General features: G+C 64.7%; 12 protein-coding genes and 1 pseudogene. 8 read left to right on the plus strand and 5 right to left on the minus strand.

Features of this window, described 5'->3' with window-relative positions:
* Window positions 1–83: 83 nt before the first annotated feature.
* A complete protein-coding gene (locus ACODSK_RS16560; protein ID WP_489017613.1) occupies window positions 84–827 on the minus strand; it encodes a FadR/GntR family transcriptional regulator in 744 nt (247 codons plus the stop codon).
* 98 nt (window positions 828–925) lie between these two features.
* Here ACODSK_RS16560 and ACODSK_RS16565 point away from each other — a divergent pair, with 98 nt between their 5' ends.
* Window positions 926–1,612, plus strand: coding sequence for a FadR/GntR family transcriptional regulator (locus ACODSK_RS16565; protein ID WP_489017615.1), 687 nt, complete (start codon window positions 926–928; stop codon window positions 1,610–1,612).
* Here ACODSK_RS16565 and ACODSK_RS16570 read toward each other — a convergent pair.
* Window positions 1,609–2,577 carry an NAD(P)-dependent alcohol dehydrogenase gene (locus tag ACODSK_RS16570; RefSeq protein WP_489017617.1) on the minus strand — a complete coding sequence of 323 codons (969 nt, stop codon included), beginning with the start codon at window positions 2,575–2,577 and terminating at the stop codon, window positions 1,609–1,611. The two genes, ACODSK_RS16565 and ACODSK_RS16570, sit on opposite strands and share 4 nt — an antisense overlap.
* A 494-nt stretch (window positions 2,578–3,071) precedes the next feature.
* Here ACODSK_RS16570 and ACODSK_RS16575 point away from each other — a divergent pair.
* Window positions 3,072–3,344 (plus strand): annotated as a pseudogene (locus tag ACODSK_RS16575) (helix-turn-helix transcriptional regulator); the annotation flags it as partial.
* Window positions 3,345–3,347: 3 nt separating this feature from the next.
* Here ACODSK_RS16575 and ACODSK_RS16580 read toward each other — a convergent pair.
* Window positions 3,348–4,241, minus strand: a complete 894-nt coding sequence (locus ACODSK_RS16580; protein ID WP_489017618.1) for a LysR family transcriptional regulator — start codon at window positions 4,239–4,241, stop codon at window positions 3,348–3,350.
* 147 nt (window positions 4,242–4,388) lie between these two features.
* On the opposite strand from ACODSK_RS16580, the gene ACODSK_RS16585 reads away from it, so the two are divergent.
* The 5 genes from ACODSK_RS16585 (at window position 4,389) to metC (ending at window position 10,812) form a co-directional block, all read left to right on the plus strand.
* On the plus strand, window positions 4,389–5,468 hold the full coding sequence (locus ACODSK_RS16585; protein ID WP_489017620.1) for a 4-oxalomesaconate tautomerase: 1,080 nt from the start codon (window positions 4,389–4,391) through the stop codon (window positions 5,466–5,468).
* 59 nt (window positions 5,469–5,527) lie between these two features.
* Window positions 5,528–6,847 (plus strand): C4-dicarboxylate transporter DctA, encoded by a 1,320-nt coding sequence (gene dctA / locus ACODSK_RS16590; RefSeq protein ID WP_489017622.1) that lies wholly within the window; start codon window positions 5,528–5,530, stop codon window positions 6,845–6,847.
* Window positions 6,848–6,960: 113 nt separating this feature from the next.
* Window positions 6,961–8,265 carry a CitMHS family transporter gene (locus ACODSK_RS16595; RefSeq protein ID WP_489017624.1) on the plus strand — a complete coding sequence of 435 codons (1,305 nt, stop codon included), beginning with the start codon at window positions 6,961–6,963 and terminating at the stop codon, window positions 8,263–8,265.
* Window positions 8,266–8,296: 31 nt separating this feature from the next.
* Complete coding sequence (locus ACODSK_RS16600) at window positions 8,297–9,550, plus strand: OprD family porin (RefSeq protein ID WP_489017626.1); 1,254 nt, start codon at window positions 8,297–8,299, stop codon at window positions 9,548–9,550.
* An 83-nt stretch (window positions 9,551–9,633) separates the two neighbouring features.
* The gene (gene metC, locus ACODSK_RS16605) at window positions 9,634–10,812 is read left to right on the plus strand and encodes a cystathionine beta-lyase (protein WP_489017628.1); all 1,179 of its coding nucleotides are present in this window, start codon (window positions 9,634–9,636) and stop codon (window positions 10,810–10,812) included.
* A 10-nt stretch (window positions 10,813–10,822) separates the two neighbouring features.
* Here the strand turns inward: metC and acuI are convergent, their stop codons facing one another.
* The gene (gene acuI, locus ACODSK_RS16610) at window positions 10,823–11,803 is read right to left on the minus strand and encodes an acrylyl-CoA reductase (NADPH) (protein WP_489017630.1); all 981 of its coding nucleotides are present in this window, start codon (window positions 11,801–11,803) and stop codon (window positions 10,823–10,825) included.
* 47 nt (window positions 11,804–11,850) lie between these two features.
* A complete protein-coding gene (acuR, locus tag ACODSK_RS16615; RefSeq protein WP_489017632.1) occupies window positions 11,851–12,483 on the minus strand; it encodes an acrylate utilization transcriptional regulator AcuR in 633 nt (210 codons plus the stop codon).
* Window positions 12,484–12,542: 59 nt separating this feature from the next.
* Between acuR and gcvA the strand changes: the two genes are divergently transcribed.
* A complete protein-coding gene (gene gcvA, locus ACODSK_RS16620) occupies window positions 12,543–13,475 on the plus strand; it encodes a transcriptional regulator GcvA (protein WP_489017674.1) in 933 nt (310 codons plus the stop codon).
* Window positions 13,476–13,492 lie beyond the last annotated feature (17 nt).

The raw sequence follows: 13,492 nt of genomic DNA on the forward strand, positions 1-13,492 counted from the left end.
TGGCAACCCCATTGCTCAAGCTGGCCTCATCGCTGGCAAGCCAGCTCCCACAGGTGTTGAGGTTGGCTGTGGAATGGGCGTTTTTACTCGCTATAGAACGCCTGCAGCTTCTGCGCCTCGCGCAGGCGCATGCGGCTGTTGTTCAGGTGCATGAACATCGCCGCACGCGCCGCGTCCACCTGGCGGCTGGCGATGGCGTCGAAGATCTGCTGGTGCTCGACGTTGATCCCGGCCAGGTAGGTGCTGCGGTTGCTCTGCCCGGTATAGGCGGAGTTCATCCGCGTGCGTGGGATCATCTTGGTGCCGAGGTTCTTCATGATGTCGATCAGGTAGCGGTTGCCCGAGGCCTTGGCGATCTTCAGATGGAACTGGAAGTCGGCATTGGTGCTGCTGCCGGATTTTTCCGGGCCCTGCATCAGAGCGTGCAGGGCCTGCTCCAGCTCTTCCAGGGCCTGGGGCGTGGCGCATTCGGCGGCCATGCCCGCAGCCTGGACTTCAATGCTGAGGCGGAACTCCAGCAGATCGAGAACGTCGGAAAGCAGACCGATGGTCGCCGGACCCACGTTGAAACCTTCCGGCGCCGGCATGTCGAGGACGAAGGTGCCGACGCCATGACGGGTCTCCACCAGCCCCGCCGCCTGCATGCGCGACAGCGCCTCGCGTACCACCGCGCGGCTGACGCCTTCGCTGTCCATGATGCTGGCTTCGGTGGGCAGCTTTTCGCCGCGCTGCAATTCACCGTTGCGCATGCGTTGGGCAAAGCGTTCGACCAGGGCTTCGGCGAGACGGCGGGGCTGCTGTGAGGCGAGGGCGATGAGATCCGGCATGGGCACGCTCTTGTTCGAATTGGCCGGCATTATAGTGCGTTTTGCCGGGAGGCTGCCGGTATACTGCCATCATCTTTTTCCTTGAGGGGACCCTCTGCATGCAACCCGCTTCCCCCGCCCGACGTCCGAGCCTGGCCCAGCGCCTGGTGCTCGAACTGTCGCAGAAAATCCACTCCGGCGAATGGTCGGCGGGCAGCAAGTTGCCGACGGAACAGGCGCTCACCGAGGCCCATGGCGTCAGCCGCACCACCGTCCGCGAGGCCCTGTCGCAGTTGCAGGCGGAAGGCCTGGTGGAAACCCGGCGCGGTATCGGCACCTTCGTGGTCGATGCGATTCGTCCGGGCGAGGTGGAGGATAGCGCAGCGGAAAAGGGCAGTAGCGGCGATGCTGTGGCGATCGCCGAACTGCGCTTGAGCCTGGAAGTGGAGGCCGCTGCCATCGCCGCGCAGCGGGCCAATGCCGAGCAGTTGCAGGCGATGCGTGCGGCGCTCGACCAAGCCGCCGCCCGGGGGCCGAACGATGAGGATGCGGTGCGTATCGACTTCGCCTTCAACCAGCAGATTGCCCTGTGCACCGGCAACAGTTTCTTCATCGATGCCATGACCCACCTGGGCAATAGCCTGCTGCAGGATGTGCCGTTCGACGACCGCCAGCGCTGGCTGCGCGAGCGCGAGCAGATCTTCGCCTCGATCAGCCGCAAGGACGCCGACGGCGCGCGGGCGGCCATGCGCCTGCACTTGGTCAATGGCCTGGTGCAGGCGCGGCGGGCAGCGCAGGGCGCCTAGCCCTCCGCCTGCAAAGTCGCCATATCGATCACGAAACGATACTTCACATCTCCAGCAATCATCCGCTCGTAGGCCTGGTTGATATTGCGGATATCCAGCATCTCGATATCGCAGCGGATGTCGTGCTCGGCACAGAAATCCAGCACCTCCTGGGTCTCGGCGATGCCGCCGATCAGCGACCCGGCAATCACCCGGCGCTTGAGCACCAAGTGCGCGGCATCAACCGCCGGCTCGATCGGCTCGATCAGCCCGACAAGAATATGTACGCCATTGAACTTGAGGGTTTGCAGGTACGGATTGAGGTCGTGCTGCACCGGGATGGTGTCGAGCAGGAAGTCGAAGCGGTCCGCCGCCGCAGCCATCTGTTCGGCATCGGTGGACACGATCACATGGTCGGCACCCTGGCTGCGTGCTTCCGCAGCCTTGGCGGCGGAGCGGGTGAACAGGGTGACTTCGGCGCCCAGGGCCTTGGCCAGCTTGATGCCCATATGGCCCAGGCCTCCCATGCCGAGGATGCCGACCTTGTGCCCCGGACCGACGCCATGATGACACAGCGGCGAGTAAGTAGTGATGCCGGCACAGAGGATTGGTGCCGCGCTGGCCAGGTCCATGCCCTCGGGAATGCGCACGACGAAGGCTTCGCTGACCACGATGCGGTTGGAGTAGCCGCCCAGGGTGTAGCTACCGTCGACCCGGTCCGGGGTGGTGTAGGTCATGGTCGGACCTTCCACGCAGTACTGTTCCAGGTCGGCATGGCAGGCTTCGCAACTGCGGCAGGAGTCGACCATGCAGCCGACGCCGACCAGATCGCCGACCCGGTACTTGCCGGCCTGGCTACCGACCGCGCTGACCCGGCCGATGATTTCATGGCCGGGCATCAGCGGGTACACGGCGATGCCCCATTGATTGCGGGCCTGGTGGATATCGGAGTGGCACACGCCGTAGTAGCAAGGGTGTCTACACATCTTTTGAGCGCAAGCGATTGGCAGGAAATCGCATCAGGGCCGCTAGGTGCATGCCTTGATTCTTGTTGTGCTCTTGAGATCGAGCGCCGCCCACGCGGCGCATCGCCGGCAACGCCGGCTCCCACATTTGTTGCAACGTGCCATGGCCTGTTGGATTTGAGTTGTCAGCCTTTTGCGCCTGCCGATTTATCGCGGTGCGGCTGTTGGGCTCGACTCGATACCGTGCTGTACAAACAAGGCAAACAACCATGGCCTGACAGACATAGGCACGTTACAACCTGTGGGAGCCGGCGTTGCCGGCGATGCGCCGCGTGGGCGGCGCTCGATCTTGAGGGCGCCAGACAAACATTGGCATGCACCTGTCAGCTTTGACCGGTTATTCTGCCGGGCACTCTACGGCCAACACGACGCAAAAGATGTGTAGATACCCATGCCTGCAGTAGAAGATATCGATGATCACATCGTCGGTGTGTGGGGCACGGCGTTCGAAGTGCATCGACGACCTCGCCGGGCGGGCGAACATGAGCGCCTCGGCCTTCCACGAGCACTTCAAGCGCACCACGCTGCTGTCGCCGATCCAGTACCTCAAGCGCCTGCGCCTGCTCAAGGCCCAGCAGATGCTGATCGGCGAAGGCCTCGGCGTGGCCCAGGTAGCGCACCGGGTCGGCTACCAGAGCAGCTCGCAGTTCAGTCGCGAGTACAAGCGCCAGTTCGCCCGCAATGCCGGCGACGAGCTGGCCCTGCACCGCGAGGCGAGCGTCGGCTGACGCTCACTGCTCGCGCCATTTCTCCAGCAGGATCGCGACGAATTTCTCCGCCGCAGGCGACAGCGAGGCACCGCGCCGATAGACCATGCCCAGGGTGCGGGTCACTTCCGGCTCGGCCAGGGGGATGCTGACCAGGGTCGGGTGATCGGCGCCGGGCATGGCCAGGCTGGGCATGGCCGAGACGCCGAGGCCAGCCTCGACCATGCCCAGCGAGGTGGACAGGTGCTGCACCTCATAGAACCACTTCGGCCTGACGCTGAGGCCGGCCAGGGCATGGTCGAGCAGCATGCGGTTGCCGCTCAGGCGACCGACGCCGATCAAGCGGTAGGGCGCCAGTTCCGACCAGGTCACCGCCTTGCGGCTGGCCAGTTCATGGTCGCGACGGCAGGCGAGAACGAACTTCTCTTCCACCAGCGGCACGAATTCGATATCGGCGTGCTGCCCGCTCATCATGTTGATGCCGAAGTCGGCTTCGCCGCGCAGCACCGCTTCCAGGCCGTCGTTGGCGCTGAGGTCGAGCAGGCGGATGCGGATCTTCGGGTACTGCTCGTTGTACAGGCGGATCACCGAGGGCAGGAAGTAGAAGGCGGCCGTGGGAATGCAGGCGAGGGTGACCTGGCCGCTCTGCCGCTCGGCCAGTTCGCGGATGCTCAGGATCGAGTCTTCGAAGTCATCCAGCAGGCGCCGGGCCTTGGGCAGGAAGTCGCGGCCGACGCTGGTCAGGCCGACACGACGGGTGGTGCGCTCGAGCAGCGGCGTGCCCAGGCCCTCTTCGAGCTTCTTGATCCGCCGGCTCAGGGCCGGTTGCGACAGGTGCAGGGCTTCGGCGGCTTCGTGGAAACTCCCGAGTTCGGCGATTTTGACGAAAGATCTCAGATCTTGAAGCTCATATTCCATGGAGAGGTGCCTTGAGCAGCGTGAATTTTATTGATGCTTGAAACGCAATAATGCGGACGATCTTTGCATTGGATTGATTTATCCGCGCCTGTCACTCTTGCTTCAACAACATCAATTATGCCGATTGATCAGCGAGAGTCAGTAGTCATGCAACGAATTCCCTGTGTGCTCATGCGCGGCGGTACCTCCAAGGGGCCGATCTTCCATGCCTGGGATCTGCCATCGAACGTGGTCGAGCGCGATGAAGTGCTGCTCAACATCATGGGATCGGGTCACGAGCTGGAAATCGACGGAATCGGCGGCGGCAGCCCGCAGACCAGCAAGGTGGCGATCGTCAGCCCGTCGCTGCACGCCGATGCCGATGTCGACTACCTGTTCGTCCAGGTGATGGTCGCCCAGCGCCGGGTCGATACCGCGCCGAACTGCGGCAACATGCTCTGTGCGGTCGGCCCGTTCGCCATCGAGCAGGGCCTGGTCAAGGGCCAGGACGGGCATACCCTGGTGCGCATCCGCAACCTCAATACCAACACCTTCGTCGATTCGCGGGTGGAAACCCCGGGCGGCATCGTCCGCTACGAAGGCCGTACCGCCATCGACGGCGTCCCTGGCACGGCGGCGCCGATCCATCTGACCTTCCTCGATGCGGTCGGCAGCAAGACCGGCAAACTGTTTCCCACCGGCCAGGCCAGCGACCTGATCGATGGTGTGCCGGTGACCTGCATCGACATGGCCATGCCGATGATGATCGTCGATGCCGCCCAGTTTGGCCTCAGCGGCGCGGAAACCCCGGCGCAGCTGGATGCCGACAGCGAATTGCTCGCGCGCCTGGAAGCGCTGCGGCTCAAGGCGGGGCGGGCGATGGGACTGGGTGACGTAAGCAGCATGGTCATCCCCAAGCCGGTACTGATCTCGCCGCCGCGCTACGACGGTACCTTGCAGGTGCGTTATTTCATGCCGCACAACTGCCACCGGGCGCTGGCGATCACCGGTGCCATTGGCCTGGCGACTGCCTGCGTCAGCCCCGGCACGGTAGCTATGGACATGCTTGGCGAGGCAGCGGCCGAACTGAGCCAGGTACGCCTGGAGCATCCGGGCGGCGGTATCGATATCGCCCTGTCGCGCAGCGGCGCCGACGGCCAGACCCTGCAGGCGTCGGTGGTGCGCACCGCCCGTCGGCTGTTCTCCGGATTCGTCTACGCGCCAACCCCGCGACGGCTCGCTGGCTGATACTGCAAGCACCGTCACCACAGCACATCCGCACAACTTCAAGAATTGGGTGATGCCTCATGAAACTCGCTAAATCGCTGTACTTCCAGATTCTCTGCGCCGTCCTGCTCGGCGTACTGGTCGGCCACTTCTGGGCGCAGCAGGCCATCGCCCTGAAGCCGCTGGGTGATGCCTTCATCAAGCTGATCAAGATGATGATCGCCCCGGTGGTGTTCTGCACCATCGTCACCGGCATCGCCGGGATGACCGATAAAAGCTCGTTGGGCCGGCTGATGAGCAAGACCCTGCTGCTGTTCCTGGTGCTGACGCTGATCAGCCTGGGCATCGGCCTGGCGGCGGTACACCTGTTCAAGCCCGGCGTGGGCATGAACATCGACCCGGCCAGCCTCAGCATGGCCGGCCTCAGCCAGTACACCGAGTCGGCGGCCAAATTGGGCGTGGTGGACTTCTTCATGCACATCATCCCCGACACCTTCGTCGGCGCCTTCAACAAGGGCGAGGTGCTGCCGGTGCTGTTCATCGCCGTGCTCTGTGGCTTTGCCCTGTCGGCCATGGGCGAGCGTGGCCGGCCGGTGCTGGACGTGCTGGAAGCGCTGTCGCAGATGGTGTTCCGCATCTTCGGCTACCTGATGCGCTTCGCCCCGGTCGGTGCCTTCGGCGCCCTGGCTTTCACTGTCGGGCAGTACGGCATAACTTCGCTGGGCTCGCTGGCCAAGCTGGTGATGACCCTGTACATCGCCTGCGCCTTCTTCGTCCTGGTGGTGCTCGGCGCGCTGTGCCGGATGCACGGCTTCAGTCTGTGGAAGCTGCTGCGCTACTTCCGCGAGGAGTTCCTCGTGGTACTTGGCACCTCGTCCACCGAGCCGGTACTGCCACGGATGATCGAGAAACTTGAAGGCCTCGGCTGCAAGAAGGGCGTGGTCGGGCTGGTGCTGCCCACCGGCTACTCGTTCAACCTCGACGGCACGGCGATCTACCTGTCGCTGGCGGCGATCTTCATCGCCCAGGCCTGCAATATCGACCTGAGCCTCGGCCAGACCCTGACCATGCTGGCGATCATGCTGCTGTCGTCCAAGGGCGCGGCGGGGGTGACTGGCAGCGGCTTCGTCGCCCTGGCCTCGACTCTGACCGTGATCCACGACATCCCGCTGGCCGGCCTGGCCTTGCTGATCGGTATCGACCGCTTCATGTCGGAGGCGCGTGCGCTGACCAGCCTGGCCAGCAACGCGGTGGCGACGGTGGTTATCTCGCTGTCCGAGAAGGCCTGCGACCGGGAGACGCTGCTGCGCGCACTCGACGAAGGCAAGTGTCAGCCGACTGTCGAGCCAGGCGAGATCGCCGCCTCCTGGAACCCCGGGCAAGCCCCGCGTCACCACTGATCCATCCCGTTCCACGTCCCACAACCCGAAGCCTTCGCCCGGCGCCATACTGCCGGGTGGGGACCCCGGCTGCCTGGCGGTAGCCGCCCACTATAAAAACAAGAGTGAATCCTATGCTCGCATTGCTGGGTTTGATCATGGTGGTGACCTTCACCTACCTGATCATGAGTAAACGCCTGTCGCCGATCGTCGCCCTGACCGTCGTGCCCATCGTCTTCGCCGTGATCGGCGGCTTCGCCCCGGACCTCGGCAAGATGATGCTCGACGGCCTGAAGATGGTCGCGCCGTCCGCCGCCTTGCTGCTCTTCGCCATCCTGTTCTTCGGCCTGATGATCGATGCCGGGCTGTTCGATCCGCTGATCCGCAAGATCCTCAAACGGGTCAACGGCGACCCGGTGAAGATCGCCATCGGCACCGCCTTGCTCTCGCTGCTGGTGGCCCTCGACGGCGACGGCACCACCACCTACATGATCACCTGCGCGGCGATGCTGCCGCTGTACAAGCGCATCGGCATGAACCCGATGATCCTGGCGACCATCTCCATGCTTTCGCTGAGCATCATGAGCGGCCTCAGCCCCTGGGGCGGCCCGGCCACCCGGGCCATCGCCGCACTGGGCCTGGATGCCACCGAATACTTCATCCCGATCCTGCCGACCATGATCGGCGGCGCGGCCTGGGTGGTGTTCACCGCGTTCCTGCTGGGCCGCACCGAGCGCAAGCGCATCGGCAATATCAAGCTGGAGTCCGGCGGCGGCAATTGCTACATCAAGGCGATCCTCGAAGACACCCCGCACAAGCGTCCGCGCCTGGCCTACGTCAACCTGGTGCTGGTGATCGCGGTGATGGTGGCGCTGGTGATGGGCCTGATGCATGCGGCGATCCTGTTCATGATCGGCTTCGTCGCCGCGCTGATGATCAACTACCCGCAGATCGAGCTGCAGAAAGAGCGGATCCTCGCCCACTCCGGCAATGCCATGACCGTGGTCTTGCTGGTGTTCGCTGCCGGGATCTTCGCCGGGATCTTCTCCGGCACCAAGATGGTCGATGCCCTGGCGCAGACCCTGGTCGCCTGGATTCCCGAGTCCTGGGGCCATTGGTTCCCGCTGGTGGTGGCGCTGACCAGCATGCCGCTGACCTTCGTGCTGTCCAACGATGCCTACTACTTCGGCGTGGTACCGATCCTGGCCAATGCCGCCGCGGCCTACGGCATCGACCCGGTGGAAATCGCCCGCGCTTCGGTGCTCGGCCAGCCGGTGCACCTGATGAGCCCGCTGGTGGCCTCGACCCTGCTGCTGGTAGGCATGGTCGACCGCGATATCGGCGACTTCCAGAGAGCCACGGTGAAGTGGGCGGTGCTGACCTCCCTGGTAATCACTGCCCTGGCCCTGCTGACCGGCGCGATTTCGTTCTTCGTCTGATCTCCCAACAACAATAAAAGAGTCTCCCATCATGACCCGTACCCTGAGTCGTGGGGCCGCCTGCGCCCTGTGTTTTTGCTACCTGCCCGGTGTCGGCGCCGCAGGCTTCATCGAAGACAGCAAGCTCAAGCTGCAACTGCGCAACGTCTACTTCAACGAAAACTTCCGCGACGAGCAGGGCCTGAGCGCCCGTGCGGCGGCCACCGCAAAAAGCGAGCGGGTTGAATGGGTCCAGGGTTTCCTGCTCGATTACCAGTCCGGCTTTACCCAGGGCACCCTCGGCTTTGGCGTCGATGCCCTGGGCCTGGTCGGCGTCAAGCTTGACTCGGGCAAGGGCCGCAGCGGCACCGGCCTGCTGCCGGTGCATGACGACGGACGGGCGGCGGACGAGTTCGCCAGCGCCGGGATGACCTTCAAGGCGCGCCTCGGCGACACGGTGATCAAGCACGGCACCCTGCTGCCGAAGAACCCCTTGCTGGTCTACAACGACGCCCGTCTGCTGCCGCAGACCTACCAGGGCTCGGAACTGGTGAGCAAGGACATCGCCGGCCTGACCCTCAGCGCCGGTCATCTCGACCGCTTCAAGCAGCGCGACTCGTCCGACAGCGTCGGCCTGTTCCTCGATGGCTACAGCGGCGGCGCATCGGGTGATTTCAGTTACGCCGGGGCCGAGTACGCCTTCAGCAAGCAACTGCGCGTGAGCTACTTCCACGGTGAACTGGAGAACTTCTACCGCCAGGATTTCGCCGGCATCCAGCACGACCTGGCGCTGGCCGGCGGCGTGCTGAGCAGCGACCTGCGCTACTTCAAGAGCCAGGATGCCGGCGCGGCGCATGGCGGCACCATCGATAACGACATGCTCAGCGGCCAGCTTGCCTACAGCCATTCCGGGCACACCGTCGGCGGCGGCTACCAGGTGCTCAGGGGGGATGCCGGGCTGCCCTATATCAGCGGCGCGACCGTGTACTCCTTCAGCAACGTCGGCATCGGCAAGTTCATCGAGGAAGACGAAAAGACCTGGATGCTCAGCTACGCCTACAACTTCGCCAGCGCCGGCATCCCCGGCCTGACCTTCATGACCCGCTACCTCAACGGCGACAACGACCATTCCGGCGCGGCCAGCCGCAGCGAATGGGAGCGCGACATGGAGCTGGCCTACGTGCTGCAATCCGGCCCGCTCAAGGGCCTGGGGATCAAGGCGCGCAACTATGTCTACCGTTCGGACTTCGCCCGTGGCCGTGACAGCAACAGGCTGTACCTCACCTACGACATCGCCATTTGGTAAAGCGCCACGGCGGGCCGGGTTGTGATCGGCCGGCACGCGGCATAGGCTGTGTGCCTGCCTTCACCCACCGCAACGGGTTCGCGATGACCGATTCGAACAAAGCATTCTCCCTGGCTACCCAACTGACCCGCCTGGGTCGCGACCACGACATGCAGCACGGCTTCGTCAACATGCCGGTGTTCCGCGGCTCCACGGTGGTGTTCAAGACCATGGCCGACCTTGAGGCGAACCGTGGCCGCTACACCTACGGGACCAAGGGCACGCCGACCATCGAGGCGCTGGAAAACGCCTGGAGCGAGCTGTCCGGGGCGGCGGGCACGGTGATGTCGCCGTCAGGCCTTGGTGCGTTGGCCCTGGCGCTGTTCACTACGCTGAAAAGTGGCGACCACCTGCTGATGCCCGATTCGACCTACCAGCCGACCCGCAGGCTGTGCGAGAACCTGGTGAAGAAATTCGGCGTCGAGGTGAGCTACTACGATCCCCTGGTCGGGGCCGGTATCGTCGAACTGCTCAAGCCCAACACCTCGACCATCTTCCTCGAATCCCCCGGCTCGCAGACCTTCGAAGTGCAGGACGTCCCGGCCATTACCGCCGTGGCGAAACCCAGGGGCATCAAGACCATCCTCGACAACACCTGGGCCACCCCGGTGTTCTTCCGCGCCCACGAGCATGGCTGCGACCTGGCGGTGGAGGCGGGCACCAAGTACCTCGGCGGCCATTCCGACCTGCTGATGGGACTGGTCACGGCCAACGCCGAAACCTGGCCGGAACTGCGCAAGACCTACGATTCCATGGCCATGCTGCCGGGCGCGGAAGACTGCTTCCTGGCCCTGCGTGGCCTGCGCACCCTGCACCTGCGCCTGGAGGAGGCCCAGCGTCGCGGGCTGGAGATGGCCCGCTGGATGGCTGCGCAGCCGGAGGTCGCCACGGTCCTGCATCCGGCCTTCCCGGACTGTCCGGGGCATGCGATCTGGAAGCGCGACTTCACCGGCTCCACCGGGCTGTTCTCGGTGATCCTCAAGCCCGGCTACAGCAAGCAGAACCTCGCCCACATGCTGGATAACCTGGCGATCTTCGGCATGGGCTATTCCTGGGGCGGTTTCGAGAGCCTGATCATTCCGTTCGACTGCACCAGCTACCGCACCGCGACCCGCTGGGACCCGGACGGCTTGGCGCTGCGCTTGCAGATCGGCCTGGAGGACATGGAGGACCTCAAGCGCGACCTGCGGGCCGGGCTGGATCGGTTGGCGGCCGTCTGCTAATCCGCTCGACTCAGCGGTTCACATCCACCACCAGGCGGCCACGCACTTCGCCGCGCAGCAGCCGCGCCGCCGCCTCGATGGCATCCCCCAGGCCGATTTCTTCGGTGATCAGTTCCAGGTGCTGCGGGCTGACGCTGCTGGTCAGCCGTTCCCAGGCCTCGACCCGCCGCGCGTAGGGCTGGGTCACGCTGTTGATCCCGAGCAGGCTGACCCCGCGCAGGATGAACGGCGCCACCGTGGCCGGCAGGTCCATCCCCTGCGCCAGGCCGCAGGCCGCGACGGCGCCCTCGGCGCGGGTCGCGGCGCAGACATTGGCCAGGGTATGGCTGCCGACCGAATCGATGGCTGCCGCCCAGCGTTCCTTGGCTAGCGGGCGACCGGGCTCGGACAGTTCGGCGCGGTCGATGATGCTGTCGGCGCCCAGGCGCTTCAGGTAGTCCGCCTCGTTGGCCTTGCCGGTGGCGGCAATCACCGAGTAGCCACGCCCGGCCAGCAGGCTGATGGCGAAACTGCCGACACCACCGCTGGCACCGGTCACCAGAACCGGCCCGTCGTTCGGGCTGAGGCCGTGGCGCTCCAGGGCCATCAGGCAGAGCATGGCGGTGTAGCCTGCGGTACCGATGGCCATGCTCTGGCGTTCACTGAAGGCCGAGGGGTGCGGGATCAGCCAGTCGCCATCGAGACGGGCCTTCTGCGCCAGACCACCCCAGTGGTTCTCGCCGACGCCCCAGCCATTGAGCAGCACGCGGTCGCCAGCCTTGTAGCGCGGGTGCGAGCTGTGCTCCACCGTTCCCGCCAGGTCGATCCCCGGCACCAGGGGAAACTGCCGCACCACCGGGCTCTGGCCGGTGATGGCCAGGGCGTCCTTGAAGTTCAGGGTGCTACAGGCGACCCGGACCGTGACATTGCCCTCGGGCAGGCGCTCATCGTCCAGTTCGGCCAGGCGGGTGGCGTAGTCGGGTTGTTTCTCTACCAGCAGTGCGTTGAACATGCTTCGGCTCCTGTTTAGACCGATCGTCTTTAAATGGGCCCGCGCGGTCATCGACGGATGCCGGCGAGAAAACCCTGAATGAAAATGTCCAGCGGCTGCACGCCCTGGACCAGGCGCGCGCGCAACACCGCGCCTTCCCAGCCGATCCAGAAATACGCGGCGAGGGCAGGGCAGTCGCTGTCGCGGGGGATTTCCCCGGCGGCGAGCGCCGCCTCCAGGCAGATCCGCAGGCGCTGCTCCCAGTCGCGCAGCACGCTGTCGAGCTGCGCGCGGAAACTCTCGGGCAGTACCAGCACTTCCTGGCCGAGATTGCCCACCAGGCAGCCGCGGCGGAAGTGATACCTGGCCATGCCGGCCTTGGCTTCTTCGACGAAATTGACCAGTCGTTGCAGGGGCGTGGCCTGCTCATCGAGAAAACAGCGATCGAGCTTGCGCGCGAAGTACCCGGCATAGCGTTCCAATACCGCCTGGCCGAACGCCTCCTTGCTGGCGAAGTAGTGATAGAACGAGCCCTTGGGCACCTGTACGCGCTTGAGCACGCTGTCGATACCGGTGGCGGCGAAACCCTGCTCGGTAAAGATCTCCATGCCGCAACGAAGCAGGAGTTCATGGGTTTCACTGTGGTCCCGGGGGACCTTGGGCGGGCGTCCTCTGCGGACGAGGGGCTTGGCGGAAGTCATGCCGATTAAATTAGACTGATCGTTTTTAAAGTCAACCCCAGGTGCGCTCAGGTGGCCGGATCATGAAAAAACGCCTTCCCCCGTTGAACTGGCTCAGGGCCTTCGAGGCTTCGGCCCGGCTGCTGAACTTTACCCACGCGGCCCAGGAGCTCAGCCTGACCCAGGCCGCCATCAGCCAGCAGCTCAAGGCTCTCGAATCGCAGCTCGGAGTGGCTCTGTTCAAGCGCTTGCCGCGCGGGCTGGAACTGACCGAGGCGGGCATGTCGTACTTTCCGGTGGTGCGCGAGTCGGTGGAGCGCCTGGCCGCAGCTACCGACGAGATCTTCGGCCAGGGCCATCGCAGCACACTGGTGATCCGCAGCAGCCTGGTGTTCTTCACCCACTGGATTGCCTCGCGGCTGCCTGAGTTTCGCCTTTTGCACCCCCAGATCAGCCTGCGTATCGCCAGCAACATCTGGGTCGACGACTCCGAGTCCGACGCCGACCTGGAGATCCGCTACGGCCAGGGTCGCTGGCCTGGCATGAAATCCGAGCGCCTGACCTGGGACACCCTGGTACCGGTCTGTGCGCCTCATCTGGCCAGTGCCGAGCGACCGCTGCAACGCCCCCAGGACCTGGCCCGCCACGAGTTGTTGCATGTGCTGGGCTACGAGGAGGGTTGGGGTTACTGGTTGAAGAAAAATGGCGCGGAACGGGTCGATTCCTCCCGGGGATTGCAGTTCGATACGCTGATTTCCGCACTGGAAGTTGCCGAGCAGGGGCAAGGTGTGGCCCTGGCCCGTTCCTCGCTGGTCGCACATCTGCTCGACAGCGGTCGCCTGGTCGCCCCGCTGGGGAGTGCGATCGCCACCCAGGAGGCGTTCTATCTGGTCTACGCCCCGCACAGCCGGGTCAATCCCGATGCTGCGGCCTTTGCCGACTGGCTGTGCCAGGCCGCCATCGCGTTTCGCGACCGCACCTGGTCGGGCAACCCCGACGACTACGGGCCATAAGCTGTCTCCGTCGCCCA

It is taken from the genome of Pseudomonas sp. FG98 (assembly GCF_057808595.1).

What these genes read in the sequence shown, in the direction of transcription:
- ACODSK_RS16560 (WP_489017613.1), bottom strand. Translation starts at nt 827, where the DNA reads ATGCCGGATCTCATCGCCCTCGCCTCACAGCAGCCCCGCCGTCTCGCC.
- ACODSK_RS16565 (WP_489017615.1), top strand. Translation starts at nt 926, where the DNA reads ATGCAACCCGCTTCCCCCGCCCGACGTCCGAGCCTGGCCCAGCGCCTG.
- ACODSK_RS16570 (WP_489017617.1), bottom strand. Translation starts at nt 2,577, where the DNA reads ATGTGTAGACACCCTTGCTACTACGGCGTGTGCCACTCCGATATCCAC.
- ACODSK_RS16580 (WP_489017618.1), bottom strand. Translation starts at nt 4,241, where the DNA reads ATGGAATATGAGCTTCAAGATCTGAGATCTTTCGTCAAAATCGCCGAA.
- ACODSK_RS16585 (WP_489017620.1), top strand. Translation starts at nt 4,389, where the DNA reads ATGCAACGAATTCCCTGTGTGCTCATGCGCGGCGGTACCTCCAAGGGG.
- dctA (WP_489017622.1), top strand. Translation starts at nt 5,528, where the DNA reads ATGAAACTCGCTAAATCGCTGTACTTCCAGATTCTCTGCGCCGTCCTG.
- ACODSK_RS16595 (WP_489017624.1), top strand. Translation starts at nt 6,961, where the DNA reads ATGCTCGCATTGCTGGGTTTGATCATGGTGGTGACCTTCACCTACCTG.
- ACODSK_RS16600 (WP_489017626.1), top strand. Translation starts at nt 8,297, where the DNA reads ATGACCCGTACCCTGAGTCGTGGGGCCGCCTGCGCCCTGTGTTTTTGC.
- metC (WP_489017628.1), top strand. Translation starts at nt 9,634, where the DNA reads ATGACCGATTCGAACAAAGCATTCTCCCTGGCTACCCAACTGACCCGC.
- acuI (WP_489017630.1), bottom strand. Translation starts at nt 11,803, where the DNA reads ATGTTCAACGCACTGCTGGTAGAGAAACAACCCGACTACGCCACCCGC.
- acuR (WP_489017632.1), bottom strand. Translation starts at nt 12,483, where the DNA reads ATGACTTCCGCCAAGCCCCTCGTCCGCAGAGGACGCCCGCCCAAGGTC.